Genomic DNA, 15,312 nt, shown 5'->3' with positions numbered 1-15,312 from the left:
CTCCCGGTCAACCGACACCGTGCTGACCCGCATGTTCACTTGTATCAGCGGAGTGACTACTGATCAAGTACGGCAACAGTTTTCAGGCTTCAGCCTCGCCCAGCGCCTCGGCGATCGCGGTGAACTCGGTCAGCGCCGCCTGCAGCTCCTCGATGATCTCGGCGGCGATCACCGACGGCGGCAAGAGGGCGTCATCATCGCTGTCGGTGGCCTCCTTGAGCCAGGTGATATCGAGGTTCACCTTGTCACGGGCGATCAGTTCGGTATAGCTGAACGGGCGGAACCGATCTGATTCGGTGCGCTGGGACCGATCGTCGGCCGCGAACGACGCCACGAAGTCGTCCAGGTCTGCTCGGCGAAGCGGTTTCGCCTTCTGGGTAAAGTGCTGGCCGACGCGGAAGTCGTAGACCCACAGCGTCTGGGTGAGCGGTTGCCCGTCGGCGCGCTGGCTTAGCTTGTCAAAAAACAGCACGTTCGCCTTGACACCGTTGGCATAGAAGATGCCAGTCGGCAGCCGCAGCAGTGTGTGCACGTCGAACTCCTGCAGCAGACGGCGCCGGATCTTCTCACCCGCACCGCCCTCGAAAAGCACATTATCAGGGAGTACGACGGCAGCGCGGCCAGGGTTGGCCAGTGCCGACATAATGTGCTGCACGAAGTTGAGTTGCTTGTTCGTCGTGGTGGCGCGGAAATCCTCACGGGTGTAGGAGATATCCCTGCCGCCGACTTTGTCATCCTCGCCATATACCGTGATCGACGACTTCTTACCGAACGGTGGGTTCGCCAGCACCACCGAAGCATGCTCGATCGGCGGATTGCGCAGCGCATCATCGACGGTGATCAACGAGTCGCCGTCGGAGCGGCCGATCCCGTGCAGCAACATGTTCATCGCCGCCAACCGAGCGGTGCCCGGGACCAGCTCCACGCCGCGGATCGCGCCGGCGACATGGTCGACTTGGGCGCGACTCATGCCCTGCAGGTGGTTGTTCCGAATGTATTCGTGAGCCGCGATCAAGAATCCACCGGTGCCGCAGGCGGGGTCGAGCACAGTATCTTCGGGCGTCGGCCGAATTACGTCAACAATGGCATGGATCAGCGCACGCGGCGTAAAGTATTGCCCCGCGCCGGTTTTGATATCCTCGGCCCCCTTGGCCAGCAGACCTTCATAGGCGTCGCCTTTGATATCGACACCCTGCGCCTGCCAAGCCTGCTTGTCGATAAGATCCACGATCAACCGCCGGAGCTTGGCCGGATCGGCGATCTTGTTCTGCGCCTTGGCGAAAATGGTGCCGAGCATGGTGAAGGGGCGTGCACCAAGCTCAGTTAGCACCACTCGATAATGCCGCTCCAGCTCATCCCCCTGCTTGGCTACGAGAGAATCCCAGTCCAGCCGCTCTGGCACGATCGGCATGGGGTCATCGCTGAGATCCGCCTCGTAGGCCTCTTTGGCTATCTTCAGGAACAGCAAAAACGAAAGCTGCTCGACATAATCGATCGTTGACAGGCCATCGTCACGAAGGACGTTGCAGTAGTTCCATAGCCTGGCCACCAGCGAATTGGCCGAAATAGCGGTACGGGAAGTGCGCACAGGTTCGATGTCTACAACGGTCACGGCAGCAGCTCCTGTTGTGTGGGTCGGCGGGGGCGGCGCCCACTAGCACGGCCAGGGCGCAAGTTCCGAATCCTGGCCAGAAGTTCGGTTGCAGGTTCGTCAGCGGGGTCTTGTGGGACAAGTCGGCCAGAGAAAGCGTGGTTCAACAGCGTACGTCTAAGGTTCAGGGCTCGAACCTCCGCGACCTGTACAGTCGATCTGTTGGCGTCGATGAGCGAGGTCCAGCGTGCCAGGTCACCGAGGATCGTTTCCTGAACATCGGCAGAGGGCAGCGGTATTCGTATGGCACGCACCTTTCCCAGATTTAGGTTTGGTTGGACGCCTCCGGCAGCCATCCTGCGCAACTCATCATATTTGGTCTGGAGTACGAATTTTATCCATGGCCGACGCCACTTATGTTCATCATGTAAAACAATCGCGGCGCAGGCTTGGTTTGTGGCGGCAGGAAACATCAGCTCAGATGTCTTGCCTCGAGTTTTCCCCTCACCGTACATAGCCATAAGTAACGTACCGGCGGGATACAATTTGACCGAGGTTTCCCGGAGGGCACGTTCGGTTATAAACTGATCAGCGCGCGTTATATTGGATTGATTAAGGTGCCCGCTCGTTATCCAAGGAATCGATCCGCCTACATAATATTCGGACCGCGACCGTAGTGGAGTCGCGCCCGTCCCGATGGCCGCAATCTCCCCCAGTCGGGCAGATCCGTGGGCACTGAATAGATTGGGTGCGGTCAACCTGGCGTGAATAACCTGTTCCAGGGCACTTGTCAGAGACGCCGCGTTCGACATCGACTCGCCAGCGGCATCCAACCTTGACAGATGGTCTTCAAGGGCCTCAACTATTCGCAGCTGTTCCAGTAGAGGAGGGAGTCGCAGCACCGTTTCCGCAAATTTCTTCGCGGAAATCTCCTTGAAGGTGGTCCCGCTCGCCCGGGCAGCTATCTCGGGCGTCGCCCAACGGAGGTACCAGTACAGATATCGCGAATCGATTTCCGGAGGAGGAACTGCAGTCTTGCAGCCTTGGTTGGTGCAGAGTTCCTTACCAGCGATAGCGACGAAGCCGATAGGCGCTCTCGAGCTAAAAATTACCGAACCAACCGGAATAAGTTGTGCAGAGCATGAATTGTACCCAGCGGCCGTAAGGCTTCGCCGACCCTGCAAAATTGTTTGGGACCGATCACGCGACATATCATCTGGAGTTACCCACGCGATGTCGCCATTCCAGTTAGCTGCCACTGCCGTTTTCGGCGTGGCACCCGAAACAATCGCGCAAACCGACCCAAGCGGCGTCTCTACCCAGCCCGACGGCAATGCATCGCTCACGCGAGTTCTCGATCCAACTGCGCGATGAGCGCCCGCGCTTTCTCACGTCCGCCGAAGGCTCGGACCAACCCCACGGCCCCCCCTCGTTCCGCGAAGGTGACGTCGTCGCGGATGTCTTGCACACTCACCCCTACTCCTCGTGCGACCGTGTCGCGAATTCGTTCGAGCCACCAGATCTGGTCGTCGGTGAAGGTTACGCCCGCCTGCTCGCAGGTCCGGCGCCAGGCTGTGAAGCGGTTGTCGACAGCAGCTCGGTAGGGGCGCAGGTCTGGGTCGAGACCTAGTTCGTAGCGGGCGAGGGGAACCAAGTCAGGGATGTCGGCCTGGTGGTCGATGGTTTTGCCGAGGTCACGGTAAGCGTTCCAGAGTACGGCGGGGGTGAACGAGTATGGGGCGTGACGAATCTTGCCTGCGATCTCTTTGAGGGTGGGCCAAGCGATGGCGCGGTCGGCGCCGCGCTTGCCGACGATGATGTCGATCGCGGCGATCTTGTCGTCGTGCTCGGTAAGAAACCCGTGCCATGCCAGGATACGGGCCGCGGCTTGTTCGGCCGGGCTTGAGATGGTGATCCGCCTGATCTCGTCCTGGGTGGTTTCGTCGTAGGTGATGTCGTACTCGCGCCGGATAGTCATGATCCGCTCGCGATACTCAGGGTTGGCGGTGAGCTTGGCGATGGCGGCGTCGAGCTTGTCGCGTGCCCGCGCAGGGCCGAGCGCTTCGCTAGTGTCAGGGTCGGTCGACTCGACGATGCCGCGGGCGAGTGACGCGAGCGTGGTGCCACCGAGAGCGGCCAATTCGTCGCGGTCCTCGTCGCTGATGCGGCGGTCGAGGCGGGCAAGCCGACCGGCCAGCTCGCGCGCCTCGTCCGCGGTGATGGCTCCCACTCCGGTTTTGTCCATAAGCTTTTGCATCGACAACCGCTTCTCGCTGTCGCCGATAACCGGCGCGGACAACGGATCGGCCTCGACCAGCGGCGAATCCGTGACGCCGACCGCGTCGATGAGTAGGAACTGGTCTTTGCGGGTGTGACTGTCGGCCTCTGGAGTGACCTGTGCCAGCTCGACCGGGTCGAGTGTTCGGGCGCCGCGCCCCTTCATCTGTTCGAACAACACGGCCGAGCGCACTTGGCGCAGGAAGATCAGGCATTCCAGTGCGCGGACATCGGTGCCGGTGGCGATCATGTCGACCGTAACAGCGATTCGCAGGCCGACGCCGTTACGCAGTTCGTTGATCAGGTCTTCCGGGTCGAGGTTGGCTTGGCGCACCTTGTAGGTGATCTTCTGCACGAACTGATCACCTGCCTCCGGGAACACTTCCTTGGTGATCCGGACAATGTCTTCGGCGTGGTTGTCGTCGGTGGCGAATATCAGCGTCTTCGGTACCGCGACACGGCCGGGGAACCAGGTTCGCCAATTGTCGCGCCAGACGGTCAGCACGGTGCGTATGTGGTCATTGGCGATAACACTGCGGCCCAGTTGGGTTGGCGCATAGACGAAGTCGTCATCCAGCTGTTCGAGGCGTTGGGCTCGGGTACGGCGGTCGCGGCGCACCACCGTGGTGCCCTCGTCGATGACCGACCCCTCCTCGCCGATCTTGGTCGACAAACGCACCATTTGGAAATCGACGTTGACGCCATCGGCGACGGCCAGCGAGTAAGGATACTCGGACACGATGTTGCGGCCGAAGAATCCCACGGTCTGCTTGGTTGGGGTAGCGGTAAGCCCAACCAACGGGGCATCGAAATACTCGAGCACCCCACGCCACAGCCCATAAATGGACCGATGGCACTCGTCAATGATGATCAGGTCGAAGGATTCCGGTGGCACGCTAGCGTTGTAGGCCACTTCTTTGGGCGTCCGCACGTCGTAGCGGCCATCGTCGGTGTCCTGTTGGTCGTCAGCCGCGTCGTTGATCACGACGGTTTCGCCCTGGAGCAGGGCGTACATCTTCTGGATCGTGCTGATCACCACGGCCGAGGATGCATTGATGCCGCGGCCTGACAGTCTCTCTGCGTTGTAGAGCTCGGTGAATTTGCGACCATCGTCGGGAGTGGTATAGGTCTGAAATTCCTTGAGCGCCTGTCGCCCCAGATTATTGCGGTCCACTAGGAAGAGGACGCGGGCGGCTTTGGCGTGTTTGAGTAGCCGATAGGTTTCGGTGACCGCCGTGAAGGTTTTGCCTGCCCCCGTCGCCATCTGGATTAGTGCGCGAGCCCGATCTTTGGCCAGCGAGTCCTCCAAACCGGTGATCGCCTCACTCTGCGGAAGCCGTAGCCGTCGCTTGTCCAGCGTAGGAAGCGTCCGCAGGCGCGCGCGGTAGGTCGGCGCTCCTGGATTTTCCTTCGCCTGGTCCATCCACCGCTCGATGGTTTCCGGTCGATGGAAAGAGAACACCGGTCGACTGCTCGGCACCGGGTCGAGCTGGTTGGAGAAGGTGGTCTCGGCCCCTGAGCTGGCGTAGCGGAAGGGGAAGGGATTGTCGGGGTGCCACAATGCCGACTGGTGGTCGGCGGTGACGCCGGCCGCATAGCGGGCATTCTGCGCCTGCGCGGCCGCGAGCGTATCACCGGCTCGTTTGGCCTCGATGACACCGACGATTGAGCCCTCGACGAACAAGACGTAGTCGGCGCGGCCGGTCGCCAGCGGGAATTCCCGCACCACAACGCCTTTGGCTGCGAGCGGGTTTAACATTCGGAGATCCTGGATCAGCCAGCCCGCGTCGGTGAGCATCTGGTCGATAACCCGGCGTGACTCGACCTCATTGAGCGGCGCGGGGCGCTGCGCGCGCCGGATCAGCTCATCGCGGGCAGCCGCCGAGACCGTTGCCGGTGTCTGCTGGGCCGCGGCCGCAACCGCTCGTTCGTGATCGGCCTTCAGCCGGGCCAGCTCGGCATTCAGTGCGTCGTTACGTGAACGCAACTCCTCTTGGGCAACACGTGCTTTCGCGATCTCTGACTCGGCCTCGACCTGCGCGCGTTCCCAGGCGAGCGCGACGTCCTTTTGCTCGGTTAGCCGTAGGTGCGCCTCGGTCAAGGCTTGCTTGTGGTCGGCAAGGGCCTTCCGCAACGCCTCGTGCTCGGCGCCCTCAAGTGCTTGGTTTTCCACCGGCGGAACGAACTCGATCACCGCGGTGTCCGCAGTCAGTACCCGGTAATACCAGGCGCCCAGTGCAAAGGCCGCACGCAGCGAGTTCAGTGCACGTTCGCGGTCGAAGAGATGGTTGTGCGCGGCGTCGTTACCCGCCTTGCGGAGCACCGTGAACGCGTCTTCTACCCGTCCAGTAAGCAGCCCCGCCTTACGCAACCGATCCAGCCGCGCGACCTGCGAAATCCCCGCGTTCAGTTGCAGTCCCGCCTTGCCAGCCAGCAATTCGGCCAGCACTTCACCGAACTGACGGGTATGGACCAGCGCGCCGTTCGCGTCAGTGAAAACGTGAGCCTCAGCCTGGGCGCCGTAGACCGCCAGCAGTTCGCTGTGCATCACCAGCCGGCCGAAATTCGGAGACGACTCAGCCAGCTTCATCAGATGCGCGTCCACAGATCCCCTACCACTGCCTTACGTCAGATTCGGCCATTCTATCGGCGATCTTGCCTGCCGGTAGGTTGTGGCGCGCCAAAAGCATCTGGTGGCACGTCGCGGCGGAGGCCATGTCCGCCCGACGTTGCCGCGCGCCGGAAAGTCCTGCCGCCGTGCCGATTGCGGTGCCGATCAGTGGCGCAGCCCAGCCAGCGGTTGCGACTCCGATACCGAGGCCGAGCGCACCGGCCATCACTACTCGCCCCCAACGGACGTTCTTCCGGCGGAACCGACGGATAAGCGCCTTCTGCTCGGTGAGCCTCGCGTCGAGGTCTGATTCCTTCGCATCAGGGAACCCGACAGTCAATGCCCGCAGTACCTCCTGACACCTCCTGACCCGCCGATGCATGCCACTGCCGCATTGCGGGCCAGGGGTCGAAGAGCACAAGGTAGACCAACAACAGCAACGACCGGCCGCGGGAACCGACACTTCGCGGTGCCCGCCGACCGAGATCGGCTACTCGCTACGCAACTGGAGCGATATCATCCGACTCGATCACACCGACAAGGTCCGATACGAATTGTGTCCGGGCGGTGATCTTTCGGCGGACGCCAACTCCGTGCACAACCGCGCTACCGCTGAACTCTGGCTAGGGTTGTGGCGTAAGCGGATCCGGCGGTTCAGGTCTGGGTTCTGACACGATACTCTGCGCCGGGAACGTCGGCGATACAACGCTGACAACACCTACAAGCACCGGTTAAGGACGGACTTCGCGTACGGGGAGGGTTGGCGGTGGGTATACCACTACCTGAGCAGCGCAAACTGTTTCAACGGTCCGGCAACATGTGCGCCTTTCCAGGCTGCCGCGTGGCCCTGACCGCCGAAGCTACACCAGTGGATCCGCTAGTGGTGCTCGGTGAGATCGCGCATATCGTCGCCGCCAGTGTCCGGGGACCACGAGGTGACTCGCCGTTGACCCGCGCCGCCCGTGACCGCTACGAAAACCTGATCCTGTTGTGCAATCAACACCATCAGCTTATCGATTCCCAACCCAACCGCTGGAGTGTGGACGAACTTCACAACATCAAAGCCACGCACGAGAACTGGGTAGCCCATCGCCTCGGTAGTGTCGAGGGTCCGGCCGGCCCGCAGCTTCAGGATCCGACGCCAATACCCGACAACCTACTACCGAGCACGGACGAACACTCTGCCATCGCTCTGATCACCAACTGCGACAGTACGATTCAATCAGAACAGTCGAAGCCTTCGCCGGCACCCGGGATCGAGACCATGGTGGAGACACTCGCCGACCGCGGGTTGCGCATTGTCGCGTCTCTGGATCCCTACAGTCTCGGCGCCACGCCATCCCGGTTCGGCAACCACGACGACTATGGTCTCCGCGATCCCTACGTGCCGAGGACCTGCAACGGGGTCGACGCCCGCGTGTTCCGTGCGCTGCGCGATCCGCGTATGGTGATCGTGATCGGTCCTTCGAAAGCCGGGAAGACCCGCACCGCATTCGAGGCCATCCGCACTGGGTGCCCCACCGCGGCCCTGGTCGCGCCCGCTCCGAGCACGCTCCACATCCTCGTGTCGCATTCTCGGATCTCGGCAACTAGCGATCCGATAGTGGTGTGGCTCGACGATTTGGACCGGTTCTTGACCCACACCAATGCGCTCACCCCGGCCCTGCTTGCACAACTGTTCGCGCGTAACGGTCCGACGACGGTGATAGCGACCTTACGCTCGGAGGCCCGTGATCGTTTACGCGGCAACCTTGGCGAATTCCACCGCGACACGCGTCTTCTGCTGGAACGGGCCGTGGTGATAGACCTCGCCGCAACCAGCGACGATCCCGCAGAACAAGACGCCGCGGCGCAGATCTATCCCGATCACGACTTCAGCGTGTACGGGCTCGGTGAACTCCTCGCCGGAGCCCCGGAGATGCTGGCACGCTATGACGATTCCCGCCATACCGACCCTCTGCAGCACGCAGTGATCGACATCGTGATCGACTGGGCCCGCGTCGGCCGCAGAGAGCCGATCCCCCAGCCGATGTTGATCGATCTTGCCGCTCAGGCAATCCGTTCGACACGGCCTGATATCGAGTTCACCCATGAGTGCGTGCACCGTGCACTCGTCGCGGCGCGCAAGCCACCGTCCGGTGCCGGCCGGGTCGCTGCGCTGATTTCCAGCCACATCGACGACAGCACGCGAGGATACCGACCCTTCGATTATCTACTGGCTGCCGCCGACGGCCAGGGACGTGCTCCACGACCTATTCCGGATACATTCTGGCAGAAGGTGATTGCGCAGACGGCATACGAAGTCCTGCTCACGATCGGATTCACTGCCCTGGAGCGGAAAAACTGGCAGGTGGCTTTCCCGATCATCGTACAGGCCGCTTCGGATGGTGAACCCGAAGCGATGTACGCGTGGGGCGTACTGGCACTGCTCGCCAACGAACTCGACCTCGCCGAGTGGTGGCTGCGTGAGAGCATCACCGCCTGCACCACCCACGCCAGGGCGATGTTTCACCTCGGGGTTGTTCTTGATCGACGTGGTAGCCGTCCAGAGGCCGAGAGCTGGTACCGCAATGCCGCCGAACTCGGATATGCCGAGGCGATGTGCCGGTTAGCGATTCGCCTCGACGGGCGCAGCCAGAACACCGAGGCCAAAGCCTGGTATCTCAAGGCAGCGCGGGCAGGCGATTCGGTCGCCATGTTCAACCTCGGGGCGGGCTGCCTGCAGCGCGGTGAAACCTCCGCCGCCGACGCGTGGTTCCTCGAGGCCGCGGAGGCCGGTCAGCCGCGCGCGATGTCCAACGTCGCTATCGCACTGGAGAAACGCGGCGACATCATCGAGGCCGAGCGCTGGTACCAAAAGGCCGTCGCCGCAGACAATCTCCCCGCTATGAACAACCTTGCCCTGATCCTCGCACGCCGCGGCGAACTCGACACTGCCGAAATCCTGTTCCGTCGAGCATCCGACGCTGGCCATCCCTCTGCCATGATCAACCTCGCCCAGATGCTGGCTGGTCGTGGTGAACTGGCCGAATCAGAAACACTGCTACGTCGTGCGGCCGAAACCGGGAACCTCGTGGCGATTAGAAATCTGGCACACCACCTCGCAGAGCAAGGTCACCATGACGAAGCAGCCACCTGGCTCGACCGGGCCAACGTCGACAAACCGGTAATCGCTGGCCCCGTGTCGAATTAGAGCACAAACATCGACAGGACGACCGTGGCGGAACCTCAGTCACCTCGTCCGGCACGAACCCCAGCCGGCAGCGTGCACAGCGACAATTCCGCGCACAACCGTGCTACCGCATCGTCACGAACCACCCTTTTCGCCGCGATCTCGTCTTCGTCCCGGGTTGCCGCCAGATCCGCCTGCATCATCGCGATCTGCATCGTCGCCAGCGCAACAGACTCCGCCCACCCCAACACGAACTGGCCGTTGTCGGGCTCGTCGTCCGTCTTCAACACACCCCAAGCATTTCGGTCTGGCCAGTATCACAGAACCCAGAGACGAGTCCTGGCGATCGGGCGATTTCGACCGAACGAACCGTCGCGGCTCACGTGGTGCCGACGCAGTCATCGAGTCGTACTGGATCCGCTGGGCGGCAACGTGGAACGCCCCGCCCATGCAGCCGGATTCCGGCGCAACCTCACAATCGGAGCGCCGCCTTCGACCTGCCGCGCTGGCTCTGATCGTGATCGCTGCAATCGTGCTCGTGATCCTGAGCAAAGACGCCGCCTCCGCCCTCGCTACCGCCGGCGCAACCATCGCACTCTGCTACCGGACCTGGCGCGGGCACACAACCGGAAACCGACAATGACCAAACCTCCAGGCGCAGAATATATTCCGACTAGCCTGCGTCAAAACTATGTCAGGGCAACCATATTCGGTATTGCATGCGGTAATCGCTACTGGACAGGCCCCGTTCTGCCAGCCGGTTCCTACGCGTTGACGCGCGTCGCTACCTGGTCACGATGACAACTTCTCCAGGGCACGCTGGGCCTGTTTGCGCACCGCGGGAGCCCGGTCATGGACGAGCGGTTCGACCAGGTGCCGCACACCAGTGGCTTTCATCTGAACCAATGCCTTGATCGCTTTTCCGCGGGCGGGGCTGTCGAGGTATTTCAACGCGATATCGCGGGATTCGGGTGTCTTTACCTTGCCGAGGTACTCGACCAGCGGGATCATGGCGGTCCCCTCCGGCAATTCCTGAAGCAGTTCGGCAATCTGGGTGAAGTTTTTCGGCCCCGCGATCAGGCGCAAGGCATCACACGCCCAGGTCTGCATCCGCTCCGGAATCGGTGGCCTGCGACGGACCTGAGCGATCAGCAGATCGATGGCCTCCTGGTTGCCGCGGGCGGCGGGGTCGATCAGATTGCGGATGAGCCCGGACCGAATCGAGGAGCGGTGCTCGGTTTCGGGCCCCGGGATCCGCGTCTCGAGATTGGCCAGCCAGTCGATGAAGATCGGGATGCCCTGTGGGATCGTGCGGGGGCCATTGGATAAATCATCCAGCGTGTAGCAGGGAACACCGACGGCGGCGAGATCCTGCATGATCCGCCGGTCGAATCCCCGCTCCCCGTCCTTGTAGCGGACCGGAAGGTCGTTCATCCACTCGGTGCCGCCGTTCTCGCTCCCATACGGCATGCGGGCGTACTTGATGATCATGAGGGTGGTCCGTTGTCTAGTTCCATCCGAATCAGTTCGATCTGTCCGGTATCGATCATGCCCTGGATGTCGGGATCGTTGATCTGCGTCCGGTGATCCACGATCAGCGTCATGGTGTAGCCGTTGTCCCTGGCCCACTGCTCCTGAATAAGGATCTGCTGCTTTGCGCCCGCGATCTCATTGGTGTTCTTGACCTCGGTGACCTGGCGATTCGTGTCATCGATGCGGTCCGGGAACGACGTATGCTCGGTGCCGTCGCGGTCGATGATCGTGATCTGCCGTTTTTTCACCGTCGGGTCGATGCCCGCGCGCCGCTCCCCTTCGTCTCCTGCCGCGTCATTTTGACGTATGTCACGGTTCCCGATGTATTTGGTGCTACGCGGAGTTCGGCCCAAAATCGCCTTCAGGTCGGCGGTCTCGGTGGTCGCCATCGTATAAATTCCGGTGTTCGACCGCACGGCGTCGGCGACCTTGGTCTCGATATCCCCGAGCCGATCAGATATAGCCTTGGCGTACTCGGTCTTGTTCGAGGTGATCAAGGCATCGATTGCTGCTTGCGCTCCGTCGCTGGCCGGCAGTCTCTCGGCGGCGAGTTTGTCTGCTTCGTAGGAGGCGATGATGACGGCCAGCAATCCGAGTGAGGTGCGGCAATCATCCTTGGCCGATTTGGCGGTCGCAGCGACTTGGGTGCACGCGATGCCCAAGTAACTAGCAGCATCCGAGTGAGCCTGGATTGCTCGGCTCACCGCAGCGGTGTCCTGAACGTACTCGGTCAGAATCGGGTCCTCGCGCTGCGCGTCCTCCGGGAAGAGCGCTTTGACGCTGAGGTACAGCTGGGTGGCGAAATCCGCTGTTCTGGTGCCGTACCACGACAAAAGCGTTCCCGCAGCTCCGATCCGGGTGTCATCGCAGTCGGCCCATTTCCTGGTCACCTGAGACTCGACCAGCTCCCAATGGTCGGGATTTGCCTCGGTTCCACCGACCGACAGCTGTGTCGGGTGCAGGTTGATGGTCAGAGTGGTGCCCTTCGGCGTCTCCGGGACGGGATCGGGCGTACCAGGGTGCGAGGCGTTCTCGCCTCGCGCGAGGTTCTGTCCCGCCGTATGGATCTGGATGCCGAGAGCGTTGCATGCCATCGCGGCGGTCGACCCGGCCTCGAACAGGTCCGCCGCAGACTGGTCGAAGCTGCGCCCCGAACTCGGTCCGCCGTATGGATACAGCCCCGCTGAGCGCGAGATGTCCAGACCTTTGTCGAGCGCGCGAAGGTGGCCTTCCAGGACAGTACTCACCTTGGTCAACGCCTCGCCGACGCGATAGTAGGTGTCGGTATCAACCGTCGTCATCGAGGGCCCCGATGCTCACGAGCGCATTTCCCGATTGGCCTGTTCGGCCTGAAGGTAGTTGCTGTGTGCGAGCGCGATCTTGTCCCGCACCGCGCGCAGTTCGTCGACGAGTGCCGTTGTGCTGGAGAGCCATTCGCGCTGGCTGTCGGAGAAGGCCTGGGCGGCAGCGCCACTGAACTGGGCCAGGACGCCGTCGGCGATGTTCTTCGTCTTCTCACCGTGATCGCCGACGGCGTCGATCGCCTGGTCGACCAAATCGATGAAGGTCTGCATGGCATCCAGGTCGTAGCGACGAGCAGTCAAGGAAGGTCCAGACTCGACGTCTTCGCCGTGACCTGGCTCGAGAACCGCTCATCCTGAGCGACAAGGGCATCGGCGGCGTTGGTCAAGCTTGTGGCCTGTCGATTCAGCTCGTTGATATGGGTACCGATCCGCGGGACCAAGCCATCCCACAGCGCGGTCACGTAGTCCGCCGACCGACCCGACCACACCTCTTGTAGGCGGGAGTACTCGAAACGGATGCCGGCCAAGACATCGTCGAGAAGACCTCGCTGGACCAGCAATTCGGATGCGCCTTGACGGAGAACCGCTGGATCGACTTGTAAGCTCATGGCCACCCCCGTACAACGGGAAAAGTTTATCGATCCGTAGTTCGCTCGAGCAAGGTGTATCCGCATGGACTGGCGAACCCAAGCGCCGCCGCACGTGCAGGACGACTATGACACTCTCCTGCGCGACGGGGTCGACGCCGCAGCCCATATCCTCGCTGAATCCGAGTCCTTCGCGCCGTTCATGCTGGTCATCGATCGAGCGGGACGGAAAAGCATGCGTAGGTATACCCGGCAACGCGGCAACGGTGGCGAGCAAACAGCCACCAGCGCAATGGAAATCGGCGCTGACCGAACCACCCTGCGCGCCCGAGCGACTGTGTTCGATGTCACTGTGTCCGCACCGTTCACCGGCAGCGCCATCAAGGCCGTCCTCGAACATCGCGACGGGCCCGCTGTAGACGTGCTGGTGCCGTATACGGCAACACCCGACCAACTACTCATCGACTTCAACGCCGCCGATGGTGCGGTCGGCACCGCCAGATTGTGGACCTGACAGGGCCCCTGCGAGTTCACGCGGGCCCTGGAGGTCACGCCACGATCTGGACGTCGTTGAGGATGGTGGTCAGGTCGGCACCGAGTCTGTCCAGGTCCGCCACCGTTGTCCGGCCGACCAATAGGACCGGGTGGATTGCGCCGTTGCATGCGCACACGACGAGGCGGTAGTCCTGCCACCATTCGACCTGGGCGAGCGAGAAGGCGCCGGTGACTTTGCCGCCGTCCTGGCCACACACTGTGATCTTTTGATCGTCCTGTGTCCGCCAACCTGGTGTCGTCTGCGCCATCCGGCGCATCGCTTCCACGGCCTGCTCCACCGTAGCTGTGGGGCCGAGCGGGTTGACGGTGATCGTGGCGGTGGGGCTATGGAACTGCTCCGGAAGCTGATCTCTGCGTTGAATGGTCAGTCCCCTGGTGTCGACTCCCGGGACCGCGGTGCGCTTCCATCCCGCAAGCTCGGGAACCATCAGGGTGAACGGCTGCTCGGGCGCACGGTCGCTTGTGAAGACTCGGCCCGTAGCGGCGTTGGCGTCACACGAGTAGGTCACTGCCGGTGTGGGTATCGCTGCGGTCGATGTCGACGGTCGGTCGGATCCGGGTGCGCTACACGCGGCAACCACCGACAGTGCTACCAGGACCATGGGCGCCGACCGAAACCGGTCGCCTAGAACAAGATCCATAACCGAATTCAAACACGACCAGATGGTCACGCAGAACAACCCGGTTCGGCGATAGCAACTGGCCGGTTCTCGGATCCGAATGCAACACATCTGTCCGTTCCAGGTTCGGTTCGCGCGGATGCGGCTCGGTTACTTGCGGTGCGCCATCTCGGTTTTGACGCGACCGGATCGTGGCGTCCAAGTTGAGGTGGCGGCCCGAGTCCTCGAGACACTCAAGCTGTGGACAGCGACGGTGAACTCGGCGTGCAACTGGTCGTTTTGCGTGGAGACTCAGGGGCGGGCAAGTCTTCCGTCGCCAGAGAAGTGCAGCGTAGCTTCGCAAAGGGCAGCTGCGCCGTTGTCAGCCAGGACGTTATCCGGCCGCCGGACGATCCTGCGTGAACGCGACGAACCCGGCGCATTCAATGTGACCGTGATCGAGACGATCGCCACCGCCTGCCTGGACCATTGCGCGGTCGTTGTCATCGAGGGCATCCTCGACGCCGACCGATACGGACAGATGCTCGAGCGGCTTCGGCATCGTGCGTGCCGATCGCACTTCTACGCGGGGGACCTGGCCTTCGAAGAAACAGCACGGCGTCACCACACACGACCACAAGCAACCGAGTTCACCGTCGCCGACATGCGCTCGTGGTACCGCGGCTGGCAACCACTGCCCTTCGCGGACGAGATGTGCCTGGGAGCCGACTGGAGCTTGCAAGCGACTGCCCGAAGAATCCGCTCGGATCTTCTCGGCAAGCCGCGACCGGAGGCGTAGGGCCGCCGGTGATGTCGGCAGCCGACCGAGCCGCTAGCCGTGTCCGGCGACAGCGGTATCGGCACATCCGCGTACAACAGGCGGTGCCACAGAAGGTGAAACGACACCGGCAACACCGCAATGGGGTCACCCACCGACACGGCCTCGGCCATCAACCCGCCACCGACTTTGAATCCCGCGAGCAAGGCAGCAACGATCTCGGGCACGCCATGACGCGGACGCCGATAGCCGCCAACCAGCGAACGTTCGCCGACACCACCGGATTCACCGCTCCGGCGAGACCT

General features: G+C 62.3%; 13 protein-coding genes. 4 read left to right on the top strand and 9 right to left on the bottom strand.

Annotated elements, in window-relative coordinates:
- Positions 1-82: 82 nt before the first annotated feature.
- From ACQP0C_RS00790 to ACQP0C_RS00780, 3 genes are read right to left on the bottom strand one after another with little or no spacing between them, the layout of a single operon-like run.
- Positions 83-1,612: an N-6 DNA methylase gene (locus tag ACQP0C_RS00790; RefSeq protein ID WP_433729597.1), complete on the bottom strand. Its 1,530-nt coding sequence runs from the start codon at positions 1,610-1,612 to the stop codon at positions 83-85.
- The gene (locus tag ACQP0C_RS00785; protein ID WP_433729595.1) at positions 1,609-2,937 is read right to left on the bottom strand and encodes a restriction endonuclease subunit S; all 1,329 of its coding nucleotides are present in this window, start codon (positions 2,935-2,937) and stop codon (positions 1,609-1,611) included. Before ACQP0C_RS00785 ends, ACQP0C_RS00790 begins: the two co-directional genes overlap by 4 nt.
- Complete coding sequence (locus ACQP0C_RS00780; RefSeq protein WP_433729593.1) at positions 2,934-6,473, bottom strand: DEAD/DEAH box helicase family protein; 3,540 nt, start codon at positions 6,471-6,473, stop codon at positions 2,934-2,936. Before ACQP0C_RS00780 ends, ACQP0C_RS00785 begins: the two co-directional genes overlap by 4 nt.
- An 847-nt stretch (positions 6,474-7,320) precedes the next feature.
- Between ACQP0C_RS00780 and ACQP0C_RS00775 the strand changes: the two genes are divergently transcribed.
- A complete protein-coding gene (locus ACQP0C_RS00775; RefSeq protein ID WP_433729591.1) occupies positions 7,321-9,672 on the top strand; it encodes a tetratricopeptide repeat protein in 2,352 nt (783 codons plus the stop codon).
- A 35-nt stretch (positions 9,673-9,707) separates the two neighbouring features.
- Here ACQP0C_RS00775 and ACQP0C_RS00770 read toward each other — a convergent pair whose 3' ends face one another.
- The 5 genes from ACQP0C_RS00770 to ACQP0C_RS00750 form a co-directional block, all read right to left on the bottom strand.
- On the bottom strand, positions 9,708-9,941 hold the full coding sequence (locus ACQP0C_RS00770) for a hypothetical protein (protein WP_433729589.1): 234 nt from the start codon (positions 9,939-9,941) through the stop codon (positions 9,708-9,710).
- A 502-nt stretch (positions 9,942-10,443) separates the two neighbouring features.
- Positions 10,444-11,142: a HEAT repeat domain-containing protein gene (locus tag ACQP0C_RS00765; RefSeq protein WP_433729587.1), complete on the bottom strand. Its 699-nt coding sequence runs from the start codon at positions 11,140-11,142 to the stop codon at positions 10,444-10,446.
- Positions 11,139-12,485 carry a putative toxin gene (locus ACQP0C_RS00760; protein ID WP_433729585.1) on the bottom strand — a complete coding sequence of 449 codons (1,347 nt, stop codon included), beginning with the start codon at positions 12,483-12,485 and terminating at the stop codon, positions 11,139-11,141. Before ACQP0C_RS00760 ends, ACQP0C_RS00765 begins: the two co-directional genes overlap by 4 nt.
- 15 nt (positions 12,486-12,500) lie before the next feature.
- Positions 12,501-12,788 (bottom strand): WXG100 family type VII secretion target, encoded by a 288-nt coding sequence (locus tag ACQP0C_RS00755; RefSeq protein WP_433729583.1) that lies wholly within the window; start codon positions 12,786-12,788, stop codon positions 12,501-12,503.
- Complete coding sequence (locus ACQP0C_RS00750; RefSeq protein ID WP_433729581.1) at positions 12,785-13,096, bottom strand: WXG100 family type VII secretion target; 312 nt, start codon at positions 13,094-13,096, stop codon at positions 12,785-12,787. Before ACQP0C_RS00750 ends, ACQP0C_RS00755 begins: the two co-directional genes overlap by 4 nt.
- 64 nt (positions 13,097-13,160) lie before the next feature.
- Here ACQP0C_RS00750 and ACQP0C_RS00745 point away from each other — a divergent pair, with 64 nt between their 5' ends.
- On the top strand, positions 13,161-13,589 hold the full coding sequence (locus tag ACQP0C_RS00745; RefSeq protein ID WP_433729579.1) for a hypothetical protein: 429 nt from the start codon (positions 13,161-13,163) through the stop codon (positions 13,587-13,589).
- A 34-nt stretch (positions 13,590-13,623) separates the two neighbouring features.
- Here ACQP0C_RS00745 and ACQP0C_RS00740 read toward each other — a convergent pair whose 3' ends face one another.
- A complete protein-coding gene (locus ACQP0C_RS00740) occupies positions 13,624-14,139 on the bottom strand; it encodes a hypothetical protein (protein WP_433729577.1) in 516 nt (171 codons plus the stop codon).
- Between the two features lie 351 nt (positions 14,140-14,490).
- Between ACQP0C_RS00740 and ACQP0C_RS00735 the strand changes: the two genes are divergently transcribed.
- Together ACQP0C_RS00735 and ACQP0C_RS00730 are read left to right on the top strand one after the other, a co-directional pair.
- Complete coding sequence (locus ACQP0C_RS00735) at positions 14,491-14,652, top strand: zeta toxin family protein (protein ID WP_433729575.1); 162 nt, start codon at positions 14,491-14,493, stop codon at positions 14,650-14,652.
- 31 nt (positions 14,653-14,683) lie between these two features.
- Positions 14,684-15,028, top strand: a complete 345-nt coding sequence (locus ACQP0C_RS00730) for a hypothetical protein (protein WP_433729573.1) — start codon at positions 14,684-14,686, stop codon at positions 15,026-15,028.
- Positions 15,029-15,312: the final 284 nt, after the last annotated feature.

Source organism: Nocardia sp. CA-129566 (assembly GCF_050956075.1).
GTDB lineage: Bacteria > Actinomycetota > Actinomycetes > Mycobacteriales > Mycobacteriaceae > Nocardia.
Note: the sequence above shows the minus strand (reverse complement) of the source record. Positions and strands in the feature narration are given on the sequence as shown.

Bases quoted from the DNA above. Each gene is read 5' to 3' on its own strand.
- ACQP0C_RS00765 (WP_433729587.1), bottom strand. From the start codon at position 11,142: ATGATCATCAAGTACGCCCGCATGCCGTATGGGAGCGAGAACGGCGGC.
- ACQP0C_RS00760 (WP_433729585.1), bottom strand. From the start codon at position 12,485: ATGACGACGGTTGATACCGACACCTACTATCGCGTCGGCGAGGCGTTG.
- ACQP0C_RS00750 (WP_433729581.1), bottom strand. From the start codon at position 13,096: ATGAGCTTACAAGTCGATCCAGCGGTTCTCCGTCAAGGCGCATCCGAA.
- ACQP0C_RS00745 (WP_433729579.1), top strand. From the start codon at position 13,161: ATGGACTGGCGAACCCAAGCGCCGCCGCACGTGCAGGACGACTATGAC.